The following is a 25057-nucleotide window of genomic DNA, read 5'->3' on the forward strand; positions in this document are numbered from 1 at the left end:
TCCACACTCAGGCACGCTTGCGACGCGCGCCCAGCAGCTTCACCAACTCATCGAAAACCGCGTTATCCAAGCCCTCGGACAAATCCACCGCCAGCGATCGCGTGTAGTAAGGGCTGAGGTCCAGCCCCACACCCAGGCCGATGATCTCGATACCCTGCTCGCGTTCCTGTTGGCGCACCACCGCACGCAGGTGATTGTCCAGATAGAACGCATCATTGGCGAGGTTGGTGGCGCTGTCCATGGGGCAGCCATCTGAAATCACCAGCAGGATGCGGCGCCGGCGCTCACGGGCCAGCAAACGCTGGCAGGCCCATTGCACCGCCTCGCCATCCACGCCTTCGCGAAACAGATCGGGTTTCATCAGTGCGCAGATGCTGCGGCGGGCGCGGCGCCAGTCGGTGTCGGCGGCCTTGAACACTAAATGGCACAGCTCGTTCAAGCGCCCCGGGGCCGGCGGACGGCCTTGCGCCAGCCATTCGCGGCGCGCCCGACCGCCGTTCCAGGCGCGGGTGGTAAACCCAAGGATCTCGGTGGCAACGCCTGCCTGACCCAGCGCGCGCATCAGGACATCCAGCAACATCGCCACCGGCTCGCCATACTGCTTCATGGAGCCAGAGCAATCGACCAGAAAGCTTACGGCACAATCGGAGACAGGTACATGGCGATCCTGCATGAACAGGCGCCGCTCGGTCGGAGAACTGACGAGCTGTGACAAGCGACGTCCATCAATCACCCCTTCTTCTTGCCCGAAATTCCAGCCTTCGCGCTGCGGACGCGCCAGCACGGCCCGAAGCATGCGCGCCAGCCGACCCGTATTGATCCCCTGCTTGGCGACCCGGACGTCCAGCCGCTCGCGAAACTCGGCCAGCAGTGCCTGCCGCACCAGCGTATCGGCGGGCTGTTCCACATCGTGGCGACGCGTGAATACGCGGTATTGCCCGCGCGCGGCGCGAAACGCCATGCTCTCACCGCTTTGCACTGTCTGAAAGCCCACCTCCGGCGCATCATCGGCATCGAGCCAGAGAGAAAAACCGGCCTGCCGGCGCTTACGAGCGTCGGGCGGGCTGTCTTCGTATTCGGCCTGCACGCGCGCCGCGATCTCCCTCGCCACGGCCAGTGCGTGCTCGGCATATGCGCGCTGATCGTGGCGCATCCGGCGCAGGCCGGCCAGATGCGCGCCCAGCGACGCGCCCAATGCAACGCGTGTGGGCTCAAGCAGGTCTTCGACATGTTCGGGCAGGCGCAGGCCGGTAAGCCGGCTCCAGGCCATCTGAGAGAACGTGAACAGCAAAATGCCGATGCTGGTTTCAGTGGCTCCCGAATCCAGGAAGGCCGCCGACCAGGCTTGATAGTGCCGCGCCATGTTATCGCGCACACCAGGCAGATGAGCAGGTGCCAGCGATTCAACTCGCAGTTGCTCCAGCCATTCGAACACCAGCCGGGCGATGGGCTCGGGCGGCGTCAGCTGCGCGTGCAGCGCCGCATCGGAATACAACATGCGCAGGGCCAAGCCGTCGGTCACACCGCGATGGGCCTCCAGCGCATCCAGCCCCGGCTGCGGGCGCAAATGCGGAGCGTATGCGGCAAGCGCCCGCTCGCCGTCATACACCCGCCCACCCTCGAAATGCAATGCGGGGCGACCCGTCAAAGCCCGCATGGTGGCCGCGGACCGCTCTTCGTACTGCTGGCGGCGCTGGCGCTCACGCGCGGCATTGAGCGCGGGCTGATTCATGATGATGCCTCCTTGGCTCCCATTGGGCCATTGCGGGCCGTTCTTGCCATATCAAGCGTTCTGGATCTGCCAGGCTGGATCAACGCTGTTCGGATACATACAGGGCGTACTGTGCCGGCCCCTGCCCGCGCCATCTTGGTGGCGCCCACCTGCTGGCTTCTGCTCAGGCCACGGCCTGCTCTAAGCCAGGCAGATCCTCACCAAAGCAGCGTTGATAATATTCAGCGACGATGCCGCGCTCGGCTTCATCGCACTTGTTCAGGAAAGAAAGCTGGAAAGCCAAGGCCTGATCACCAAAAATGCATGTGTTCTCGGCCCAGGTAATGACGGTGCGTGGGGACATCAACGTGCTCAGGTCGCCCACCTCAAAGCCCTTTCGGGTCAGGCCAGCCACTGCAATCATGGCCGCCACCATGGCCCGCCCGCGTTCGTCGTCCAGCGCGGGCACACGCCCGGCCACGATCGCCAGTTCGTGCTCGGGCGCCAGATAATTGAGCGTCGCCACGATATTCCAGCGATCAAGCTGGGCATGGTTGAGTAGTTGCGTGCCTTGGTACAGGCCGGTGGTGTTGCCCAGCCCCAGCGTATTGGCGGTGGCAAACAGCCGGAAGCCCGCATTCGGCGTGATAACCCGGTTCTGGTCCAGCAGCGTGAACCGCCCATCGCGTTCCAGGATGCGCTGGATCACGAACATGACATCGGGCCGGCCGGCATCGTATTCGTCCAGAATCAGCGCCACTGGCCGCTGCAAGGCCCAGGGAATGATGCCTTCCTGGAATTCTGTGACCTGCATGCCTTCGCGCAGCACAATGGCGTCACGGCCCACCAGATCCAACCGGCTGATGTGGCCATCAAGGTTGACGCGCACACAGGGCCAGTTGAGCCGTGCCGCCACCTGTTCGATATGGGTGGATTTGCCCGTGCCGTGCAGGCCCTGCACCAGCACGCGCCGATTGTGCGCAAAGCCCGCCAGGATGGCCATCGTGGCGGCGTGGTCGAAGCGGTAGGCAGTATCGATTTCCGGTACGTGCTCATCGCGTTCGATGTACGCCGGCACCTTCAGGCTGGTGTCCAGCCCAAACAGATCACGCACCGGTACTTGCTGCATAGCCGGCGCGGCGGTGCCCTGGGCGGCCATGGACGGAATGGGGGCGTGCTGCATGAGTGTCTCCTTGATCTACGCCTTACGGGTGTCAGCCCGCCTGCGGATTGTCGTCGGGCGGATAATTGCCGGCTTCTATCCTGGCCAGCGCCTGAGCGGCCCGGCGCAGCGCGGGCAGGTGCTGCCGCGCTTTCTCGGCCGGCATGCGCATAATGGGCGCCTGGATGGCCACGGCCATATTGGATTTGCCCTGCGTGGACGGCACCGCCACGGCGATGCACAACAGCCCCGGCAAGAACTCTTCGTTGTCCATACCGTAACCGTTGCGACGCACGGCTTCTATCTCGGCCTCGACGGCCTCGGCAGAAGTAAGTGTCTTGTCGGTATAGCCGCTGAGCGTGGTGGCAGTGAGCAGCCGCCGCCGCTGCGAGGGCGTCATCTGCGCCATGAACAGCTTGCCGCTGGCAGAGCAATGCAACGGCACGCGCGAACCAGGATGCAGATAGAAGCGCAACGGGGCCAGCGTTTCCACCCGGTCGAGATACAATACCTCATCCCCCGAGCATGTGGTGATGTTGCAACTTTCGCCCACCTCTTCTACCAGCTGGCGCAGCACCGAATGCCGCGCGCCATGCACGGTATTGTTCAGCAGCAGGTTCTCGGCCATGCGCCGCAAACGCAACCCGCTGCTGTACTGGCGCCCGTCTCCGTCGCGCTGGATCATGCCTGCGCCTTCCAGCTGCTGCAGCATGCGGTGCAGTGTGGGCTTAGGCAGGCCCAGCTCCTCCACCAAGCCTTGCAGTGAAAAGTACTGGTCTTTCTGGGCAATGACCTCAAGCAGGGCGAACAGCCGCATCGTGGGCGTGTTGCCATCGATTTTCAATTCGCTTGATATTTCTTGTGGACGCGCTGCCATGATCGCTCTATATTCCAATAATAGGAATAAATTGTACCGTTTTTTATAAAGTTTGGATGAAAAAAATGAATATCGGTATTGCCGGCGCTGGTGTCCTGGGCCGTTTGCTTGCTTATTTGCTTACCCAACAGGGCCATGCTGTCAGCGTGTTCGATCCCGCCGACGGCCCGCAAGGCCGGGGCGCGGCCGGCTGGACGGCCGCCGGCATGCTCACGCCCACGGCCGAACTCGAATGCGCCAACAGCAACGTCTTCAGCCTGGGCGTGCGCTCGCTTGACCGTTGGGCGCAGATCATTCCCACGCTACCCGGGCAGGTGTCGTTCTCGCGCGAAGGCAGCCTGCTGCTGGCGCACCGGCAGGATACCGGCGCCGCCCAACGCACTGTCGGCCTGCTGGCCGAGAAGGCACCTCAAGCATATCGACCTGTGCGCATCGCTATCGATGAGCTGGCTCAGCTTGAACCCGACGTGCGCGGCCCCACTCAGGCCTGGCTGCTACCGCACGAAGGGCTGCTCAATTCCGTCGAAACCATGCAGGGTCTGTACGAAGGCGCCCGCGGCGTGCAATGGCACTGGGGCAGCTCGATCGACCGCGTTCAACCCGGCCTCCTGGGCGTGGGCGATCAGGTGTGGGAATTCGACCACGTATTCGACGTGCGCGGCCTGGGCCAGCGCCTGCCGGGCGCACCCGATCTGGGCAACGAAATCTCCTGCCGCAATGTGCGCGGTGTGCGCGGCGAAATCTTCTGGCTGCATGCTCCAGGCGTGCGGCTGAACCGCCCGGTGCGCCTGCTGCACCCGCGTCATCGCGTATACGTGGTGCCACGGCGCGGCGACATCATCGTGGTGGGCGCCAGCGAAATCGAAAGCGAGGATCGCTCTCCCGTCTCTCTGCGCGGCACGGTAGAATTACTGGCGGCGGCGCACAGCATGATGCCGGCACTGCTCGAGGCACGCGTCGTGCACAGCGAAACCAATCTGCGTCCCGCCCTGGTCGACAACCTGCCCCGCATCGAGCAACAAGCCGGCCTTACACGCATCAACGGCCTGTTCCGCCACGGCTGGCTGATTGCCCCGGCAATCGCCGAAGACGCCATGGCCCAGGCTTTTTCCCACGATCCCCTGATCCGGGCATAGCAAGACAGTGAGCACCATCGATATTCTTTTTAACGGCCAGCGGCATACGGTTGCCCAGGGCTTTACGCTCGACGACGCCATGCGCGCCTTTGCGGCCCGCGCCATGCAAGACGGCGTACCCGTTGCCACTGCGGTCAACGGGCGTCATGTCGCCCGCCAGGCACGCGCAGATATCGTCCTCAACAACGATGACGCCGTCACCACGTTTGAACCCATCACCGGAGGCTGAACCCAGATGTCCTGGTCTATTGCCGGCGTAACGCTGGAAAGTCGTTTCTTCCTAGGCACTGCGGGCTATCCATCGCCCATGGTGCTCGAACAGGCCATCGAGGCATCGGGCGCCCAAGTTGTCACCGTCGGCCTCAAGCGCCAGATGGCGCAGCCAGGTGGTGACACGCAATCGGGCGGCCAGTCCTTCTTCAGGCTGATCCGCCAGAGCGGCGCACACCTGCTGCCCAACACCGCCGGCTGCCATACCGCCGCCGAAGCAATCGCACTGGCCCACATGGCGCGCGAGGTATTCGATACAAACTGGATCAAGCTCGAAGTCATCGGCGACCAGTACACCTTGCAGCCCGATCCCTTTGAATTGGTGCAGGCCGCAACCGAGCTGATCAAGGCGGGCTTCGAGGTCTTTCCCTACTGTACGGATGATCTCGTCACCTGCCATCGCCTGCTCGATGCTGGCTGCCGCATCCTGATGCCCTGGGGCGCCCCGATCGGCTCGGGCCAGGGGCTGATCAACCCCTACGCCCTGCGCACCCTGCGCGACCGCATCACTGACGTGCCGCTCATCATCGATGCCGGCATCGGTTCGCCCATGGACGCCATGCAGGCCATGGAGCTGGGCTTTGACGGCGTACTGCTGAATTCCGCTGTCTCGCAGGCGCATGATCCGGTACTGATGGCCGAGGCCTTCAAGCTCGCAGTCGAAGGCGGCCGGAAAGCCTGGCAAGCCGGCATCATGGCCGAGCAGGACATGGCCGTCGCCACCACTCCCGTCATCGGTCGTCCCTTCGTCTTGTAGCAGCCAAGCCCGGCATGAAAAAGCCGTCTCGCCGATCAAAGCGGCGAGACGGCTTTTTCTGAGTGCCTGAAGGTCCGGGCCCCGCAGGCGCGAACGCATTCCAGGGCCGATATCGCTACCAGCGATGGGTGTACGCAACCCGAACTGTTGTCCCCGAGCCTGGCAGCCGGCTGGCGTTGTTGTTGCTGCGCATCAACTGGCTGTAGAGCGGGTGGTAATCGCGATTCAGGAGATTTTCCACGCCCACCGAAATGCGGCTGTTTCGGTCCAGCTTGTAACTGCTGACCAAGTCGAGCAGTGTGTACCCGTGGGTATCCCGGCGCCCGAATGCGCCCCTACCGTCGAGGCGGTAGTCTTTCGACGCGAACGAGACAAGCTGCAGCCGGTGCTGCCAGCGCTCGCTGGGGCGGTAATCGACATAGGCGCTCAATTTCAGGGGGGGTATGCGGTAGCCCGTCATGTCGCGGTAATCGGCGCTGCCCTGCGGGCGTTCCCGCCCTTGCATCCAGGCAACAGAACCGCCCCAACCCCAGCGTTCGTCCGCGGTCAGGTAATCCAGGCCGGCTTCGATGCCGCGGATGCGTTCGCGGTTGCGCTGCAGGGTTAGACCGAAATCCGTTGTCTGCACGGCACCCAGGTCGGACCACGACTGGAAGGCCGTGACGAAGGCAGACACCTCTGAAAACTGCCCGCGCCATCCCAGTTCGACAGTGCGGGTCTTGATGGGCTCGAGCGACGAGCTGCCGATGTCGAAACCCGGGCGTGCATTGCGTATCTGCAGGCCGACATCCGGCAGCTCGAACCCTTCGCTGTAAGACAGATGGACATCGTGTCCGCGAACAGGCGTGTAGACCAGCCCCGCGTTGTAGCTCCACCCATGATAGCTGACGTTGCCGCCGCGCACGGACTGCGGCGAAGAGGCGCGCAATTGCGACAGCGGCTGGAAGTCGTCGAAGCTTACCGCAGCGCGATCGTAGCGGATGCCACCCTGTACGGCCCACGATGGGCTGAAGCGATGCTCGAGCTGTGCGAAGAGGCCGCCGCTCGTTGTCGTGACAGGAGGCATATAGGTCAGTTTCCCGGTCTTGCGATATACCAGCCCGCCGCTGGCATCGTATGCGCCCCCGTCGAAAATGTCGAGCGGCATATCGCTGCGCTCACGGCTCACATCACCGCCCCACGTCAACATCGTAGTACCGCTTCCGCCCAGCGGCGTCTTGATGGTCAGCCGGCCTCCGAGCACGCTGGAGTTTTGCTGGGCCTGGTCGACATGGTTGCCCCGCACACTGATGGCACGCGCGTCGAACGGTCCAAAGCGGGTGAACATGTCGCGGTAGTAGATTTGCGCGGCGAGCGTGCTGTCGCCCAGGGCACGATGCTCGTAATCGAGTGCCACCATCTGGTTGCGCAAGGCATTCTGGCGATCCAGTTCCAATCCGCGCAAGGGCCGCGCCGATACGCTCCCGGGTGGCAGTCGGGCGACGGCGGGGTCGGACACGTAGTCCGTATCCTGCTGGATGTCCTGGTAATTCACAGACAGTTGCAGGCGCTGGTCCGCATCCATGTTAAAGCCCAGTTTTCCGGCGACGCTGTAAGAGCGGGAGTCGGCCCAGTCGCCCTGACTTGGATCTGGCGCGATCCGCCGCCCATGTGCGTCGAATGATGCGCCGGTCAGGCCCGCACCGACGTTCAGTGAATAATCCAGGGCGCCATTCGCGCCCGAAAAATAATGCTGCAGCTCGCCCCCCAGGCCTGCGGCGCCGGGATTGGTCAGCGACGAAGTACCCGACACCGTCGTCTCGGAGATGAATCCGCCTGTGGGTCGCCGCGTGCGGATGGAAATGATGCCTCCAGAAGCCTCGGCGCCATACAGCGCACTGCTGCCGCGCAGGATCTCGATTTCTTCGATATCGGCCATATTGATGCTGGCCAGCGTGCGGGACGCATTGCGGTTGGTATTCAGCGGGATCCCGTCAACGAGCACCAGCATGTTGCGGCCGCGCAAGGTCTGGCCGTAATCCGTTGCGGTGCGGCTTGCGTCGGACATGCCTGGTACGGCTTTGGCCAGGACGGTCGCGAGACTGTCCGATCCGCGTGACAGGACATCCAGCTGTTCTCGATCGAGGGTGAGTGTGGACTGCACCGGCGGCATGATCTGGTTGCCAATGCGGCTCGATACAGGAATCGGGGCGAGCGTCTGCACGTCCTGACCAGGGGCGGAGGAATCGGCATGGGCTGCGAGGGGCAGGAAGCCAGTGGCTGCGAGCGGGAGTATCAGGGCAGCGATGCGCCTGGGCATGGCCCGGGCGGCGCCTGGCGCATCTCCGGGAACGGAATAGGGTTGCATGAAAGCACCTTGTTGGTTGTCATGGATGAAAGAAACAGGACAAACCAACAAGCCGCGCGCACCAGGCGCGCAATCGCAGCAGCAATGACATGAGGGAGTGGTGTGCCGACAGCCGGGTTGGGAGCACCGGCTGCAAGCTGGGCTATATGAATAAAAATCTTAATAGTAATTATTGTATTTTACATATAGAAGGTAGTGCTGTAGACACTCACATGTATGCATGCGGGCACGTCGATGCTTCTGTGCTTCGATGCTGTGTACCTTCCTGACGCAGCACGGCAGGGCAACATCGGACAGCAAGTGCGGAGTGTGCCGGCGACCTCTGCGGAGGTCTTGCCGAAGTCGTCGCCGGGCCGCTCGTTGCCTTCTTGCGCTGACAATGTTCGCCCTTGGCGATCAGCAGGCGCCGCGTTCTACCTGAACAGCCTTGTGCTGTACAAACGCCATCGTAGCCTGCATCAGCGCAGCCACCTTATATGCGTCGCCCTCGCCCACGTACGCGCGGATTTCACCCGTGCACACCGCAAGCGTCCTGCCCGCGTTGTGCACCTTTCCTACCGCCAGGAAACGCTCGCCAACGGCCGGGCGCAACATATTGATCTTGAATTCGGCGGTCACCACCTCGCACTCCGGCGGCGCCTGCGTCAAGGCCGCGTAGCCGCAGGCCGTATCCACCAACCCCGCCACTGCGCCACCGTGCAAAAACCCGTGCTGCTGCGCAATATGGCGAGAAAACGGCACGGCAATATGCACCTCGCCGTTCTCCACCAGCACTAACTGCGCGCCGAACGTTTCCATCAAGCCCTGTGCGCCAAAGCTGGCGGTAATCCGCTGCCAGGTGGTTTCCATGCGTCGATCTCCAAATTGTTGTCATTTATCGCGTGCATTGCCTGCCATCGTCTACGGCAAGACCCCACGCCGGAAAACAATGCGCGTCCCAGTGTAATCCGGCAATACTGCCTCTTGGGCGGCGAAGAGACAAGTCTTGTGATCGTCGAGTGCTACCGTGTGCGGGGACGAGGCGGCGACGCAGATTGATAGCCATGCTTCCTCGATTCGAGGCGTCGCACGACGGACAGTTTGAACTGTTGATCGTACTTCGTCATGAAAAACACCCCAAAGGTTGGATCGGTGTCCAACTTTTGGGGTGCATTTCAGCCGGGTTCAGTCGGCGAGCCGGTTTTTATCTTGCCATGCCCCGGCGCCTTGAATGCAGGGCGCGGGCCGGCATATGCGCGCTCAGACCGCGCCTTCGCGCGCCATGCGGCGACGCTCGTGCTCTTGCAGGTAGCGCTTGCGCAGGCGGATCGACTTGGGCGTGACTTCGACCAGTTCATCATCGTTGATGAACTCGACCGCATATTCAAGCGTAAGTTGGATGGGCGGCACCAGGTCGATGTGCTCGTCCTTGCCCGAGGCACGCACGTTGGTGAGCTTCTTTTCTTTGATGGGATTGACGACCAGATCGTTGTCGCGGCTGTGAATGCCGATGATCATGCCTTCATACAGAGCATCCTGCGGCGACACGAACATGCGACCGCGATCCTGCAGCTTCCACAAGGCATAGGCCACGGCGCCGCCTTCGTCCTGGCTGATCAGCACACCGTTGCGACGCTCGCCCACGCCACCTTCGCGCATCGGTGCGTAATCGTCGAAAATGTGGCTCATCAAGCCCGTGCCGCGCGTCAGCGTCATGAATTCGCTCTGAAAGCCGATCAAGCCCCGCGCGGGAATGCGGTACTCAAGGCGCACACGGCCGCGGCCGTCAGGCTGCATGTCCTGCAGATCACCCTTGCGGCGGCCCAGCTCTTCCATCACGCCGCCCTGATGAGATTCTTCAACGTCCACCGTCAGCAGTTCGTAGGGCTCCAGCCGCACGCCGTTTTCTTCCTTGAACACCACGCGCGGGCGCGACACGGCCATTTCGTAGCCTTCGCGACGCATGTTCTCGACCAGAATCGTCAGGTGCAATTCGCCCCGGCCGCTAACTTCGAAAACGGTATCGTCATCGGTATCCTTGACGCGCAGCGCAACATTGGACTTGAGTTCGCGCTCAAGGCGGTCGCGCAGTTGGCGGCTGGTGACGAACTTGCCTTCGCGGCCGGCCAGCGGCGAGGTGTTAACCATGAAGTTCATCGTCAGCGTGGGCTCATCGATGCGCAGCAGCGGCAAGGCCTCGGGCTGGGCCGGATCCATGACCGTGCAGCCGATGCCGATTTCTTCGATGCCGTTGATGAGTACGATGTCGCCGGCCTCCGCCTCATCGACCAGTACGCGATCCAGGCCATGGAACTGCAGCACCTGATTGACACGGCCCTTGATGGGCGCACCCTCGGGGCCAAATTTGACGACCACGTCCTGCCCGGCGCGCAGTCGGCCGCGGTTGATGCGGCCGACGCCGATCTTGCCCACATAGCTGCTGTAGTCCAGCGAGATGATCTGCATCTGCAGCGGGCCATTGGGATCGTCTTCGCGCTGCGGCACGTGCTTTAGAATGGCCTCGAACAGCGGACGCATATCGCCTGAACGCACATCATCGGTCAGGCCCGCATAGCCAGCCAGCCCGGACGCGTAGATCACCGGAAAGTCGAGTTGCTCTTCCGTCGCACCCAGCTTGTCGAACAAATCGAAAGTGGCGTTGATGACGTAGTCGGGGCGAGCGCCGTGGCGGTCGATTTTATTGACCAGCACAATAGGCTTCAAGCCAAGCGCGAGCGCCTTCCTGGTGACGAAACGTGTCTGAGGCATAGGCCCTTCGACCGCGTCCACCAGCAGCACCACACCGTCCACCATGGACAGCACCCGCTCGACTTCGCCGCCGAAATCGGCGTGCCCCGGCGTGTCAATGATGTTGATGTGCGTACCTTCGTATTCAACGGCACAGTTCTTGGCCAGAATCGTGATGCCGCGTTCTTTCTCGATATCCCCGGAATCCATGACCCGTTCGGAAATCTGCTGGTTGTCGCGGAACGTGCCGGACTGACGCAGCAACTGGTCCACCAACGTAGTCTTGCCGTGGTCGACGTGGGCGATGATCGCCACATTGCGCAAAGCGCGATTCATAGTTCATCCTTTTGTTGATCAGTTTCCGGCAGCAGGCCGGCGGGCAACGCATTCAGTGGGATCAGCGCCACTTTGGGATCGGGCAGCCCCTGCAATGCCTCCAGGCCGATCGCATCGTCGATGCGGAAAGGGCCGGCCTGTGTGCGCCGCAGGCGCTGCAGATGCGCCATGCAGCCCAATGCCCGGCCGATGTCCTGCGCCAGGGTGCGTATATAAGTACCTTTGCTGCATTGCACGGCGATGTCGGCTTCGAGACCGTCGTCGCTCAGGCTCAGCAAATCCAAGTGGTGTATGGTGATCTGGCGCGCCGGGCGTTCGAGCTCGATGCCTTGTCGCGCATACTCATACAGCGGTTTGCCGTCGCGCTTGAGCGCCGAGTACATGGGCGGGATCTGCGAAATCTCGCCGCGAAAGCCTTCCAGCGCCTGCTCGAGTGCGTCGCGCGCCACCCCTCTGAAGCTTGCATCGGCGCGCGCCACAATATTGCCTGTCAAGTCGCCAGAATCCGTTTCTTCGCCAAAGCGCAGCGTGGCCACGTAGCCCTTGTCGGCATCGAGCAAGCGGCCGCAAATTTTGGTGGCCTTGCCCAGGCAGCAGATAAGCAGGCCGGTTGCGAAGGGGTCGAGCGTACCCGTGTGCCCGGCCTTGCGGGCATCAAGGGTGCGCTTGGCGCGCTGCAGGGCGTGGTTGCTGGACAGGCCCTCGGGTTTGTCCAGCAACAGGACACCGTCGAGCATCTGCCCGCGTCGGGAAGCCATCGTTCTTGAAGTCCAGATAAAAACGACAGCCCTTCAGGGCTGTTCGTCGGGGTCCTCGGGTTCCGAGGGTTTGAAGACGCCGGGATCCGGGCGATTGGCGCGGTCGATGAGCTGCGAGAGCTCGATACCGCGTGCGAGAGCATCGTCGTGGACGAAACGCAGAGTTGGTACGGTGTGGATGTGAAGCAGCTTGAACAACAGCGAATGCAGCCACCCGGCTTTTTCGTTCAGCGCGGCTGTGGCGGCCTCCGGGGTACCGCCGATGACGGTGAAGTACACCTTGGCATGGGCGTAGTCCGCCGACAGGTCGACGCTGGTGAGCGTGACCAGGCCGGCGCGCGAGACGTCGATCTCGCGCTGGATCAGCCCAGCCAGATCCTTCTGGATCTGGTCGGCCAGCCTGGTGTTGCGCCCCGGATTAGGTTTGGATTTGTGTCGGCCCATAATCGCTTACCGCTTACAGAGTGCGGGCAATCTCTTTGATTTCAAAGAACTCGAGCTGATCGCCGATTTCGATTTCGTTATAACCCTTGAGGGTGATACCGCAGTCGAAGCCCGACTTGACTTCTTTGACATCGTCCTTGAAACGGCGAAGGGATTCGAGCGAGCCCGTCCATTGCACCACATGATTGCGCAGCAGGCGAACCTGGGCATCGCGTCGCACGAAACCATCCGTGACCATGCAGCCAGCGATATTGCCGATGCGCGACACATGGAACACCTCGCGGATCTCGGCCATGCCGATGACCTCTTCGCGCTTCTCGGGCGCGAGCATGCCGGACAGGGCATTGCGTACATCATCCACAGCGTCGTAAATGATATTGTAGTACCGCAGGTCGATGCCGTTGTGCTCGGCCAGCTTCTTGGCGCTTTGCTCGGCGCGAACATTAAAACCAATCACCACCGCATGCGAGGCAATCGCCAGGTTGACGTCGCTCTCGGAGATGCCACCTACGGCGGCGTGGACCACTTGCACACGCACCTCGTCGGTGGACAGCTTGACCAGCGAAGACACCAGCGCTTCCTGCGAGCCCTGCACGTCAGTCTTGATGATAAGTGCCAGCGTCTGCGTGCCTTCGCCGATGTTCTCGAACATGGACTCAAGCTTGGCGGCCTGCTGCTTGGCGAGCTTGACGTCGCGGAACTTGCCTTGGCGGAACAAGGCGATTTCGCGCGCCTTCCGTTCGTCGACCATGGCAATGACCTCGTCGCCCGCCGCCGGCACCTCTGTAAGGCCTTGGATCTCGACAGGTATCGATGGGCCTGCAGAGGCAAGCGGCTTGCCGTTTTCATTCAACATGGCGCGCACGCGGCCGTAGCTGGCGCCTGCGAGCAGCGCATCGCCGCGATTGAGCGTACCGCTTTGCACCAGCACGGTGGCCACCGGGCCACGGCCCTTGTCCAGACGCGCTTCGATCACGATACCCTTGGCTGGCGCGTCGACAGGCGCCTTCAGTTCGAGGATTTCGGCCTGCAGCAGCACGTTCTCGAGCAGATCATCAATACCCTGGCCGGTCTTGGCAGACACACCAATGAACGGCACATCGCCACCGTATTCTTCCGGCACTACCTGTTCGGCGACCAACTCTTGCTTGACGCGTTCGGGGTTGCCATCGGGCTTGTCGATCTTGGTGATCGCCACCACCAGGGGCACATTGGCTGCCTTGGCGTGGTGGATGGCTTCCTTGGTTTGCGGCATAACGCCGTCATCGGAGGCCACCACGAGAATGACAATATCGGTCGCCTTGGTACCACGCGCACGCATAGCGGTAAACGCCTCGTGGCCCGGGGTATCCAGGAAGGTGACCATGCCGCGGTCGGTCTTGACGTTATAGGCGCCGATATGCTGCGTGATGCCGCCTGCTTCGCCGGAGGCAACCTTGGTGCGGCGGATATAGTCGAGCAGCGAAGTCTTGCCGTGATCGACGTGGCCCATGACCGTGACGACCGGCGCGCGCGGCAAGGATTCGGCCTCGGAACCTTCAACCGTATCGAGGAACGCTTCGGGATCGTCCAGCTTGGCCGCAATGGCAGCGTGACCCAGTTCTTCGACCACGATCATGGCGGTTTCCTGGTCCAGCACCTGGTTGATGGTGACCATCTGGCCGAGCTTCATCAGATGCTTGATGACCTCGGATGCCTTGATGGACATCTTGTGAGCCAGATCAGCCACGGAAATCGTTTCGGGCACGTGTACCTCGCGCGAGATGAACTCGGCCTGTTGCGGCTCTTTGCGCTCGGGCTGGGCATTGCGACCACGGCCGCCCTTGGCGCCCTTGGCGCCCTTGCCTGCTTTGCCGCCGGCACGCCAGCCGTCACGGCTGGGCGCCGCGGGTGCGGCGTCGGGACGCGCCGCCGGCTTCTTGCGGCCAGCGTCATCGGACCAGGACGAGGAAACCTCGGCGACCTTGATGGTTTTCTTGACCTCACCGCCGGCCTTGGTTTCTTTCTTGCCCTTGGCGCCGGCTGGCTTGTGCAGCGTGCCCGAAATACCTTGCTGTTCGGGCTCGGGCGCCTTCAGCACCTTGCGCGGACGCTGCAGCATTTCGCGCAGCGCAGCCGCTTCGGCCTCGGCGGCGCGGCGAGCGCGCTCGCGATCACCGTCGGCGGCCTTGGGCGCTTCTGCGGGCGCCGCGCGGCGCGGTGCGGTTGCACTGCGCACAGGCGCCTTGACGGCACGATTTTCTGTGCGACCCGGTGCAGGACGTTCATCGGCTTCGGACGCGGCTTCGGGCTGTGCGGCAGCAGATTGAGCGGACACGGGAACCTCAGGCTCAGCCTTGGCGGGCGCAGCTTGCGCGGGCGCTTCAGCCCCGATGGCAGGTGCTGTCGTTTCAGCTTGAGACGGCGGTGCTTCGGGCGCTGCGGGCGCCGCTTCAGCGGCCTGCGCCGACTGTGCGACCTCGCTGGCCGACGGCGCTAGCGTCTCGGCCAGAGGCGTCTGAGCCGGCTCGGATGCAACAGGCGCTGGCTCGGCATGTGCAGGCGCGGCAGGCTCGGGTTCGGGCTGCGTCACTGCGGGTTCGGCCGCTGCCTGGATCTCTTGCACGGGTGCAGCCTCCGCCGCCTTGACAGGCGCCTCGGGCGCAACCGTTTCCGGCGCTTCAGCCTGCGATGCGGGCATAGGCTCAGGCATGCTGGCAGCCGCCGGCGCCTCGGCCTGTGCGCGGGCTTCGGCCTGAGCCCTGGCTTCGGCAGCCAGTTCGACCGGATCGCGCTTCACGAACACACGCTTCTTGCGCACCTCGACCTGGATCGTGCGGGAACGGCCCGACCCATCGGCCTGCCGGATCTCGGAGGTCTGTTTGCGGGTCAGGGTGATCTTCTTGCCCTCGTTCCCACCATGCGCGCGGCGCAACGAATCAAGTAGTTTCGCCTTGTCCGCATCGGTGACGACGTCGTCGACCGACCTGAGTTCAACGCCAGCGCCACGCAGCTGCTCCAGCAGCGCGTCCGCAGGCATTTTCAGTTCAACGGCGAACTGGGCGACGGTGTTACTTGACATTCGACTCTCTCTTGCTTTTTCAGCTACTTATCGTTAAACACATCCTGACTCATATAAGCATATGCGTCAGGCCTCGTCGTCAAACCAGTGGGCACGCGCGCGCATGATCATCTGGCTGGCCTCTTCTTCCGACAGGCCGCTGATCTCGGCCAGTTCATCGGTTGCCAGCTCGGCCAGATCATCCAGCGTGAGCACTTCATTTTCGGCCAACTTGGATACCAGCTCGGGCGTCATGCCTTCAATCTCGAGCAGGTCTTTGGCGACGGACTGAGCGCGCTCTTCCTGGGCAATGGCTTCGGTGAGCAGCGCGTTGCGGGCGCGGGTGCGCAACTCGTTGATCGTGTCTTCATCGAAGGCCTCGATCTCGAGCAATTCCTGCATCGGCACGTAGGCGATTTCCTCAATGCCGGTAAAGCCCTCATCGATGAGAATATCGGCCACTTCCTCGTCGACATCCAGCCGCGTGATGAAGGTCTGGCGCAGTTCGGCGCGCTCTTCTTCCTGGCGGTTCTGGTTCTCTTCCGGCGTCATGATATTGATCTGCCAGCCGGTGAGTTCGGATGCCAGGCGCACGTTCTGCCCGCGCGCACCGATGGCCTTGGGCAGGTTCTCGGCATCGACGACGACATCCATGGCGTGCCTGTCTTCGTCAACCACGATGGACTCAACGTTGGCCGGCGCCAGCGCGCCGATGACGAATTCGGCCGGGTCTTCTGCCCACAGTACGATATCGACCTGCTCGCCACCCAACTCATTGCGCACAGCGGTGACGCGTGAACCGCGCATGCCAACGCACGTGCCGATAGGGTCGATGCGCTTGTCGTAGGCCACCACGGCGATCTTGGCGCGCACGCCGGGATCACGGGCGGCTGCCTTGATCTCGAGCAGGCCTTGCTCGATCTCGGGAACCTCGTTCTCGAACAATTGGCGGATGAAATCGGGCGCGGTGCGCGACAGGATCACCTGCTGACCACGCGCGGCGCGATCCACCTTGAGCACCCAGGCGCGCACGCGATCACCCACCCGGATGTTTTCTTTGGGGATCATCTCGCTGCGCGGCAGCCGGGCCTCGATCTTCCCGGTTTCGATGATGGCATCGCCTTTATCCATGCGCTTGACGGAACCGGACACGATGTTTTCGCCACGCTCGAGGAAGTCGTTGAGCACTTGTTCGCGCTCAGCATCGCGGATTTTCTGCAGAATGGCCTGCTTGGCCGCCTGCGCGCCGATGCGGCCGAATTCTTCCGGCTCGAGCGGCTCTTCGATGTATTCGCCCACCTCTATGCCGGGAATGATTTCCTGGGCCTCGGAATACAGCTCCTGCTGGTCGGGTTCCTGCAGGCCCGCATCGTCGGGCACCACCAGCCAGCGGCGATAACCTTCATGTTCGCCAGTGTTGCGATCGATGGTGACTCGGATGTCAGCGTCTTCTTTGAAGCGCTTTTTCATGGCGGATGCCAAGGCGCTTTCCAGCGCGCCGAACACGACTTCGCGCTCGACGTTTTTTTCACGCGCCAGGGCGTCAACCAGCAAAAGAATTTCGCGACTCATCGCTTTCTACCCTTGAAATCGAGAATGGGATCCAGTTTGGCGCGATCGACCTCTTCAAAGGTGAACGCAATTGACGCGGGTGCGCCCTTGGCCTCTTCGAGCTCGAGGCTGAACGTAGGCGATGCCGCCGCGTCCGCGCCTTCGGGCGCGCGCAGAACGCCGACGAACACCTTGCGATTATCGATCGGATTGCGCAGCCGCACCTCGACGCGCTCACCGGAGAACCGGATGAAGTCGGCAAGCCGCTTGAGCGGCCGATCGGTACCGGGCGAGCCAACCTCCAGTCGCTTGTAATCGATGTTCTCGACCTCGAAGACGCGCGAAAGCTGCCGCGAGACGTACTCACAGTCTTCAATGCGCACGCCGTCGGGCCGGTCGATGGTGACACGCAACAGCCCCAGCGGCGCGCGCTCGACGTCGACCAGCTCGATGTCTGTGCCAGCCAGCGCTTCTTGTGTCAAAGCAAAGATATCCGCCATAAAATCCAAAAAAAATGGGCTGTACGCCCCAGCCCACTGTTGTCGCTCTTTGCCGCATACGGCTCGTTCGTGCCCCGCATGCTGCCATGCACGGAGCCTCGACTTACCGTCGCCACAAAGACGCATTCGAAAATGTGCCGCTAGTATTGCCAAGTCAAGGTTACCGCATGACGAAAACAATATAGCTGTAAAGCCCTACATTCTAACAGAAAAATTAAAATTTTCCTGTAGAGTCCGGGCCTTACACGAGAAAAGCAACAATCGCCATGCGCATGGCGGCCCGCAGGCCGCCGGTGGCGCGCCACACCTTGCCAGGTGAAGCAGGACGGTGCCCTGCGCAATGCGATGCGCAGGCGCGGCGTGGTGCCTCCGCACCCAACAGCATTGACGCAACACCAAGCCACCCCATCCCAGGCGAAATACGCCTGACTGACGCTATCCGAAGCGTACCGGCAGCATCGTATACCCGCTGGCGGGATAACAAGCTTGCCGGGCGCCCTCCTCAACTGGGTAAATCCGCGCTTCGCGCGCCAGCAGTACCTCAATGAGCACACGCAGCTCGAGGCGGGCCAGTGCCGCACCTGGGCATACATGAATGCCGGCGCCGTAGAGCAGGTTGAGCGCCGGGTCGCGATCGAGCCTGAATTCGTCCGGATCGCCGAACACTGCTTCGTCGCGATTGGCGGAAGCCCATAGAATGGTTAGCCGATCGCCCTGCCGCAGGGCCTGGCCGCCGATATCGACAGGCTGGGTAACCGTACGGCGGTTTGCGATCAACGGCGCATGAATGCGCAGGATCTCGTCGATGGCCGCCACCAACCTGGAGGGATCGGCACGCAGCATGTCCTGCACATCCTGGCGCTCGGCCAGGAACTGCACCACGATACCCACGGACGCAGCCATCGTGCCCAATTCGCCGACCGTCCAATTGCGCAATATGCTGATCACCTCTTCGTCTGTGATGGGACGGCCGTCCACCGTTTCATTCATCAGCTGCGTCGTGAGATCGTCCGGCACAGCGTCGCCAGAAGATCGGCGCGCTTCGAGCAGCGCACGTATACCGTCGTCGAAGGCATAAGCACAGGCCGCCAGCGCCGCGCGATCACCCGCCAGTGTTGCCGCCTGCTGGCGGTGCACCCAATCGAGCAATGGCTGATGCACGCTTTCGGGCCACCCCATATAAGTACCCTGCGTAATCACCGCGTAGGGGCGCGCCAGAGCCTCCATGATGTCTGCCTCGCCGTTGCGCGGCAAAGCGCCAACCAACTGGCCGGCAATTGCGCGGCATGCCGGCTCGAACGCCTGGACGTGCGCCGCGCTCAGGTAGGGTTCGATCAGCGCCCGAAAAGCCGTATGCAGGGGCGGGTCCATGCCGTTTGGCACTGACACGTGGCGCGAAACCTGGTTACTGAAGGTATCGTGGTCGTTGAGCACGCGCACGACATCGGCGTGCCGGAACAGCGACCAGCCCAGGTAATCACTGTGCGCAATCGGGCAGCGCCGCCGCATGTCGTCATAGGCCGCAATCTGGTCGTCGAGCACATCGGGGGAGCGGGGATCCCAGTCTGCCTGGGGCTTGTCGCAATACATAGAGAATGTTTCATCCTTGAGAATCATGCATGCGCGCGCCTACGCCTCGCATACCTTGTCGAGCGCGCACAGTCCATTATTGTCCGCGCGCAAGCACGGTGATTTCAATGACAAAGATCAAGCATTCATGCCCATGCAGGCACGACAACCTCGGGGGCAACGCTACCCGCCACCGGCTGCCGATGCCCGGCAGCGGGTATTTTGCTCCCGCGGGTGGCGACTGCGCACCGGCTTTTCATATCCGGCTTCGGCCGCAACAACGCGGGAAACACGCGAGACAAATCAGCGTCCGCGACCCAGCTTGCCTAGATGGGATTCGTGGGCTGAGGCACTGCGCGGCTGCCAATCGTCCCCACGCTGCGTACGGCTCCGCTGGCCGCCCTTGTTGCCGCCGTCTTTGCTTTTGCCCTTCTGGCCGCCCTTGGCGCCGTAACCTTTGCCTTCGTTCTTGGGGCCTTTGCCCGCGGTCGGGCGCTGGCTCGGGCCGCGACGACGCTGCTCGCCCCCTGCCGCCCCCTGACCGCCCTGCCCCTTATGCCCGCCTTTGCCACGCCCACCTTCCAGGGGGTGGCCATTCGGCAGCCCGCCACTGAACATCAGCCCGGTACCGTAGGGATCGGAGGGATAAGCCTCACGGGCCGCGCCCGCAACCTTGCGGCCGCCGGAAAGCTTGCCCCGCCGACTGATCTTGGCACCATTCATGCCATTGCGCTCGAGCGTGCCGAAGCCGGGTGGCAAGGCGCTGTCATGCGACAGCGGCTGGCGCTCGCGCTGGCCACGCACCCCTTCAGTGTCCTCGTCGCGGATCAGGCCCAGTTGCACCATCAATGCGCTCACCAGATTGCCGTCCAATTCTTCCCAGCGGCCACGTCGGAGATTGCGCGGCAGCACCACATCGCCGAACCGTGTTCGGATCAATCGGCTTACCGTGACACCCGCCGCCTCGAACATACGGCGCACCTCGCGGTTGCGGCCTTCTTTCAGGGTGACGCGATACCAGCGGTTGCTACCCTCGCCACCGATGTACTCCAGCACACCGAAACTGGCCAGACCATCGTCGAGCTGTACCCCTTTGAGAAGACTGGCTTTCTGCTCGTCGCCCAATTCGCCCAGCACACGCACGGCATACTCGCGCTCGGCGCCGTACCGCGGATGCATGAGCCGGTTGGCCAGATCACCTGATGTCGTGAGAATAAGCAGCCCCTCGGTATTGAGGTCAAGCCGCCCCACCGACAGCCACTTGCCCGACTTCATTTTGGGCAGTCGTGCAAACACATTGGCGCGGCCCTCAGGATCATCATGGCTGACGATTTCGCCCGCGGGCTTATGGTACAGAATGACACGCGGCGGCTTTTTGCCAGAGGCGCGCACGATCAGGCGGCCATTGACGCGCACTTGATCATTGGGCCCGACCCGCTGGCCGATGTGCGCCGGCTCGCCATTGACCGAAACGCGACCAGCAATAATGAGCTCTTCCATCTCGCGGCGCGAGCCAATGCCAGCTTCTGCGAGCACCTTGTGCAGTTTGGGCTGCAGCACGTCGCTATGCAGGTATTTGTCGAGTCGTTGTGTCATGCGGGCTGTGCGCTCCAGGTAAGACAATGCCATATCGGCGTCTTTTTCATTTTCGGCGCTCTCCCCGCGGCGCCCGTTGCGGTTGCGCCCACGGCCGTTCTTGGCCGGGCCGGCGTCACTACGCGCAGCGGCATCCGCGCGGCCTTGCGGGCTAGGCTTGGGCGTGCCTTCTTGCGTCTGGGCGGCATTGGCCGCATCACCCGCCTCGGCGCCGCGCGCCTCGGCGGCGTCGCCGCGACGGCGGCGGAACGGCGTGCGCAGCTTACGCGTACGGCCCTGCTGGCCACCGGGGCGCTCGCCGCCAACATTGCGGCCCTCCGCACCCAAAGCACCCACGCCAGCATCAGCCGACGCGGCGTCTTCAGGCGCGCCCCGCGACACGCGGCTATCAACGTATGCCGCGCCGGATTCCCGCGCGGCATCCGATACTCGATCCGAAACAACTGCGGACGCCTCCGATACCGGCCTTGCAGCCGCGGCCGCGAAAGAGAATGAGGCCTCGGCTGGCATAGCAGCCGGCGTCAGCGCCTCGGCTGCCACCGATGCGCCGCCTGCGGCCATATCTTCGGATCGTGTCTCGGCCGATGCCTTGCCGGTGCGACGCACCGCGCGTTTGCGCTCAGGCTTGGTTGCCACGGACGCAGCGGGAACCACAGGGGTAGCGCGGCCGGCATCATCGCCAACAACCGCCGCTTCCGCCACCGCGTCAGCCACAGCCGTCTTGCGCCGCGCGCGCGGCTTGGCGGCGGCAGGCGCTTCGCCAGCTATCTGCGCAGAGGCAGCTTTGGCCCGGGTGCGACGCGCTGGTGCCGCTGTGTCAGCAGCCAGGGCCACATCGCCAGCCCCGCCTGCCGCAGCCGCAACTTCCGCGACAGCACCGGTTGGCGTGAACGCGTCAGCTTCTGCGGCTGCTACGCCAGCGGCGGCAGCAGAGGCACCCGCCGTACGGCGCGGGCGTTTCAGCGCCACACCATCCTGACTTGCATTGGCCGTTGTCGCAGCACCGCGACGCGCACGGGATGTCGGCGCCGGCGCATCTGCGTCGGCAGCTTTTTTCACGCGCCGACGCGGTGCTGCGGCCTCAGGCGCCGATTCCGCGACAGCAGCGGCCGTCACGACATCATCCGTCTTCTTGCGCCTGCCACGTGCGGCAGGCCGGGACCCAGTGGCCGCATCGACTCCGCTCTCAGCGGGTCGGTCAATCAGAGGCAGGTCGTATTGCTCGTTGGATTCAGTCATTTTGTTTTAGGTACTCCGTATTTATATCTTCTTGGGGCATGGCCAGCGCGCCCGTATCATCATTGATTGTGTCAGTTGATACGCGTGGCGTACCGGCATCAGACGAGCTTTCCCCGCCCATATCCGTGTTCAGTGAGCCCGCGTCCAGCGCGGCCGAATCTTCCGTATCCGTGTTCAGTGTGCCGGCGTCCAGTGCAGCCGGCTTGCCGGTATCGTCGCACGATGCATCCGCACGCATGGCACCATTGCCCTCGCCCGGCCCGCCATCGCCATCGCTCTCCAGAAGCACTGTCTCGTCTTCAGGCACTTCCTCGAGCGCGAGGCCTGCCAGCGCTTCGACGGCATCATGCGTGGCGAGTTCCGGCAGATCGTCGAGCGCCTTAAGGCCAAGATCATCGAGAAACTGACGCGTCGTGCCAAGCAATGCTGGCCGGCCAGGCGCATCTCGGTGACCCAACACCTCGATCCAGCCCCGATCTTCCAGCGTACGCACGATCTGGGACGATACAGTCACGCCGCGTATGTCTTCGATGTCACCACGCGTGACAGGCTGGCGCCAGGCGATAATTGCCAGCGTTTCAAGCACCGCACGCGAATACTTGGGTGGCTTCTCCGGGCTGAGGCGCCCGAGATAGCGTTGCATCTCGGGCCTGCTCTGAAACCGCCAGCCGCCTGCCAGGGCGACAAGCTCAAGCCCCCGGCCATCCCATTGTTGCCGCAGCGTTTCCAGGTGCCCGCGCAGCTCGTCGTGTGTAAGGTCTTCAAGCGCAAACAGCTTACTCAGCTCGCCTGGCGCCATAGGCTGGTCGGCGCACAACAGCGCGGTTTCCAGCACTCGGATGATCTCTGTTTCCGTCATCAAAAAATTTCAGCCTTATTTACAGCGTTTTCTTTGCTTGGCTTGCACAAACCAAAAAGTTGGGTTAATATTCTTCTTCTCCAGACGCGGGGTGGAGCAGTCTGGCAGCTCGTCGGGCTCATAACCCGAAGGTCACAGGTTCGAATCCTGTCCCCGCAACCACATCCCCAAACGGGCCGGTTTCGCAAAGAAACCGGCCCGTTTTCTTTGCCTTGTGCAGCAGCGCGATCTACGCCCAATGCGGTCAAACACAACGACCCGCAAGATACGGACGACACCCGGCGATCTTCACGGCCAATTGCAGCACCCGACACAGCAGCACCCGACACACGGCTGGCATTGGCCACGTGGCGCTCGCTCACCATGGGGTTCTTATCGGCAACCATAAACCCGCGCGCACTCACGGCTATACATGCGCCCCATGCTTGCCTGCCACGGGCGTCCGTTACACCGCCTACGTCCGTTGTTGCACGCTGGCCGGTTCGCAAGGCGCGGCCAGGCCATAACGGCGAACGTGCGCATTGCACGGTGTTTCTCGGCAAACAGAGTATGTGCGGAATATGTGCCATTAATCCCGTCGGGTATGCAGCAGCCAGCCCTGCCACCGATGACAGGCGCTAGACGAGGCTAGCTGCGAAAAGGCGGCTGAAAGCCAAATCAAGAGAAAATTCGCATGCGCATTTCTCGCTCGCCAAGCCGAAACGCGGATGCGAAAACGGCGGCGCAACGGAGCGCGCTTGCACAAAAATTGTTCAATTTATATTGCAGTAGCCCGCAATTGAAATACGAGGGGCCAAGCCAGCAGGCGCCAGGATGCGTAAAGAAGACAATGTGGGCGTGGGCAGCCAGGCTTCTGGCCGTGCGCCCGTCCTGTGGCGTATATGTTCTATTACACCATCAGGATGCGGCTATTGCAACAGGTGTTACCGCCGAGTTGCGAAGAGGCGACAATCATTGCGCCCCCGGCGGCAACAGGCGCATGACGCGCTGGCGCAGCCTGGCATCCTCGCCCACCGCCATACGCGCATCCGGCCCATGGCCTCGGATACCCCGCTCTGCATGTCGAAAAATAATTACCAGTGCCGACGCCGGCGCCCCTGCGCCTGCGGGGCGCGCGACAAGTGGATAGCACACACCATGTACGGCGTCGAGGTCCCAGGCTTGCGCATCGTCTTTGAAGTATAGTTCGCCTTTGATGCGCAACAGGCTGGCGCCGGCGTCTTCCTGCAACGCCACGATAGCGCGCAGCAAGGCCGTGCGGTCCAGCGGTGCCTGCCAGCGCACCACCAAGGCCTGCACCGCCGGGCCATGCAGCCCCGCAGGGCGCCCGCCCCCACCTGCTTCGCCGAACAGCCCCTCCCGCTGCCGACGTGCATCGGGCCTGCGCCCGGCACGCCGCAGCGCATGCGGCTCGCTCAGCAACGCCCGAACACCGTCCAGATCGCGCCCTTCAAGGACGTGCGTGCCGGGATATTGCTGCGTGAGCCCCGCCCTCAGCGCCCGCACATCATCCGTCGAGACCAGGTCTGCCTTGCTGAGCACCAGCGCGTCGGCCAGCGCCGCTTGCCGCAGGGCCTCGGGCTGTGCGGCAAGACCGGCCAGCCCCTGCTGACTATCCACGACCGTCACGCAGCCGCCGTAGACATAGCGGTCGCGCAAGAACGCATCGAACTGCAGGCTGTACATGACCGGCGCTGGGTCGGCCACGCCGGTGGTTTCGATGATGACACGCGCAAAAGGCGGGATGGTACGCCGCAGCGCGGCCATAAAGAGGTCGCGCAGGGCATCCACGAGTTCGCCGCGCACGGCGCAGCACAGGCAGCCACCTTCTATCAGCACGATGCGATGCTCTAAATGCCTTACACGCGCGTGATCCAACCCGACGGCGCCAACCTCGTTGACAAGCACCAGCGTACGTTCGGGCGCATCGCCAAAGCCAGTCGCCAAGAGCCGGTTGAGCAAGGTCGTTTTGCCACTGCCTAGAAAACCGGATATCACCGTAATCGGTATCTTCACACCCATCTCACACGCTCAGCTCAAACACGACGGCCGCACACGACGATCCCACACACTCGTTCCACACACACTCGTTCCACACACACTCGTTCCACACACGCTCGTTCCACACACGCTCGTTCCACACACGCTCGTTCCACACACGCTCGTTCCACACACGCT

The 25057-nt window shown here is 62.8% G+C and carries 18 protein-coding genes and 1 tRNA gene; 4 read left to right on the forward strand and 15 right to left on the reverse strand.

Going from position 1 to position 25057, the window contains the following annotated elements:
• Positions 1-7: 7 nt before the first annotated feature.
• The 3 genes from LOL23_RS09265 to LOL23_RS09275 form a co-directional block, all read right to left on the reverse strand.
• Entirely contained in the window at positions 8-1732 is a 1725-nt protein-coding gene (locus LOL23_RS09265; protein WP_160979871.1) for a cobaltochelatase CobT-related protein, read from the reverse strand.
• 163 nt (positions 1733-1895) lie between these two features.
• Positions 1896-2870 (reverse strand): AAA family ATPase, encoded by a 975-nt coding sequence (locus tag LOL23_RS09270; RefSeq protein ID WP_202411737.1) that lies wholly within the window; start codon positions 2868-2870, stop codon positions 1896-1898.
• 55 nt (positions 2871-2925) lie between these two features.
• The gene (locus LOL23_RS09275) at positions 2926-3750 is read right to left on the reverse strand and encodes an IclR family transcriptional regulator (protein WP_160979869.1); all 825 of its coding nucleotides are present in this window, start codon (positions 3748-3750) and stop codon (positions 2926-2928) included.
• 65 nt (positions 3751-3815) lie between these two features.
• On the opposite strand from LOL23_RS09275, the gene LOL23_RS09280 reads away from it, so the two are divergent.
• Genes LOL23_RS09280 through LOL23_RS09290 form a run of 3 tightly spaced genes read left to right on the forward strand, consistent with a single transcriptional unit; the run spans position 3816 to position 5913 of the window.
• Positions 3816-4886 (forward strand): FAD-dependent oxidoreductase, encoded by a 1071-nt coding sequence (locus LOL23_RS09280; protein WP_160979867.1) that lies wholly within the window; start codon positions 3816-3818, stop codon positions 4884-4886.
• A 7-nt stretch (positions 4887-4893) separates the two neighbouring features.
• Positions 4894-5115, forward strand: a complete 222-nt coding sequence (gene thiS / locus LOL23_RS09285) for a sulfur carrier protein ThiS (RefSeq protein ID WP_160979865.1) — start codon at positions 4894-4896, stop codon at positions 5113-5115.
• A 6-nt stretch (positions 5116-5121) separates the two neighbouring features.
• On the forward strand, positions 5122-5913 hold the full coding sequence (locus LOL23_RS09290) for a thiazole synthase (protein ID WP_160979863.1): 792 nt from the start codon (positions 5122-5124) through the stop codon (positions 5911-5913).
• 115 nt (positions 5914-6028) lie between these two features.
• Here LOL23_RS09290 and LOL23_RS09295 read toward each other — a convergent pair whose 3' ends face one another.
• The 11 genes from LOL23_RS09295 to scpB form a co-directional block, all read right to left on the reverse strand.
• On the reverse strand, positions 6029-8260 hold the full coding sequence (locus LOL23_RS09295) for a TonB-dependent receptor (RefSeq protein ID WP_237173511.1): 2232 nt from the start codon (positions 8258-8260) through the stop codon (positions 6029-6031).
• Between the two features lie 396 nt (positions 8261-8656).
• Complete coding sequence (locus LOL23_RS09300) at positions 8657-9109, reverse strand: PaaI family thioesterase (RefSeq protein WP_160979859.1); 453 nt, start codon at positions 9107-9109, stop codon at positions 8657-8659.
• A 390-nt stretch (positions 9110-9499) separates the two neighbouring features.
• Positions 9500-11323, reverse strand: coding sequence for a translational GTPase TypA (gene typA, locus LOL23_RS09305; RefSeq protein ID WP_160979857.1), 1824 nt, complete (start codon positions 11321-11323; stop codon positions 9500-9502).
• On the reverse strand, positions 11320-12081 hold the full coding sequence (truB, locus tag LOL23_RS09310) for a tRNA pseudouridine(55) synthase TruB (protein ID WP_160979855.1): 762 nt from the start codon (positions 12079-12081) through the stop codon (positions 11320-11322). Before truB ends, typA begins: the two co-directional genes overlap by 4 nt.
• A 33-nt stretch (positions 12082-12114) precedes the next feature.
• On the reverse strand, positions 12115-12525 hold the full coding sequence (gene rbfA, locus LOL23_RS09315; protein WP_160979853.1) for a 30S ribosome-binding factor RbfA: 411 nt from the start codon (positions 12523-12525) through the stop codon (positions 12115-12117).
• Positions 12526-12538: 13 nt separating this feature from the next.
• Complete coding sequence (infB, locus tag LOL23_RS09320) at positions 12539-15586, reverse strand: translation initiation factor IF-2 (RefSeq protein WP_237173512.1); 3048 nt, start codon at positions 15584-15586, stop codon at positions 12539-12541.
• Between the two features lie 66 nt (positions 15587-15652).
• A complete protein-coding gene (gene nusA / locus LOL23_RS09325) occupies positions 15653-17137 on the reverse strand; it encodes a transcription termination factor NusA (RefSeq protein ID WP_160979849.1) in 1485 nt (494 codons plus the stop codon).
• Complete coding sequence (gene rimP / locus LOL23_RS09330; RefSeq protein WP_160979846.1) at positions 17134-17616, reverse strand: ribosome maturation factor RimP; 483 nt, start codon at positions 17614-17616, stop codon at positions 17134-17136. The genes nusA and rimP overlap by 4 nt, the downstream gene beginning before the upstream one ends.
• 435 nt (positions 17617-18051) lie before the next feature.
• Complete coding sequence (locus LOL23_RS09335; RefSeq protein ID WP_237173513.1) at positions 18052-19233, reverse strand: cytochrome P450; 1182 nt, start codon at positions 19231-19233, stop codon at positions 18052-18054.
• 255 nt (positions 19234-19488) lie between these two features.
• A complete protein-coding gene (gene rluB, locus LOL23_RS09340) occupies positions 19489-21117 on the reverse strand; it encodes a 23S rRNA pseudouridine(2605) synthase RluB (RefSeq protein ID WP_439652084.1) in 1629 nt (542 codons plus the stop codon).
• An 895-nt stretch (positions 21118-22012) separates the two neighbouring features.
• The gene (scpB, locus tag LOL23_RS09345; RefSeq protein WP_160979844.1) at positions 22013-22879 is read right to left on the reverse strand and encodes an SMC-Scp complex subunit ScpB; all 867 of its coding nucleotides are present in this window, start codon (positions 22877-22879) and stop codon (positions 22013-22015) included.
• Positions 22880-22964: 85 nt separating this feature from the next.
• Here scpB and LOL23_RS09350 point away from each other — a divergent pair.
• Positions 22965-23041, forward strand: a tRNA-Met gene (locus tag LOL23_RS09350).
• 789 nt (positions 23042-23830) lie between these two features.
• On the opposite strand, the gene LOL23_RS09355 is transcribed toward LOL23_RS09350, so the two are convergent.
• Positions 23831-24895, reverse strand: coding sequence for a CobW family GTP-binding protein (locus LOL23_RS09355; protein WP_160979842.1), 1065 nt, complete (start codon positions 24893-24895; stop codon positions 23831-23833).
• Between the last annotated feature and the right edge of the window lie 162 nt (positions 24896-25057).

The sequence above is a fragment of the Paracandidimonas lactea genome, assembly GCF_021653995.1.
Lineage (GTDB): Bacteria > Pseudomonadota > Gammaproteobacteria > Burkholderiales > Burkholderiaceae_B > Allopusillimonas > Allopusillimonas lactea.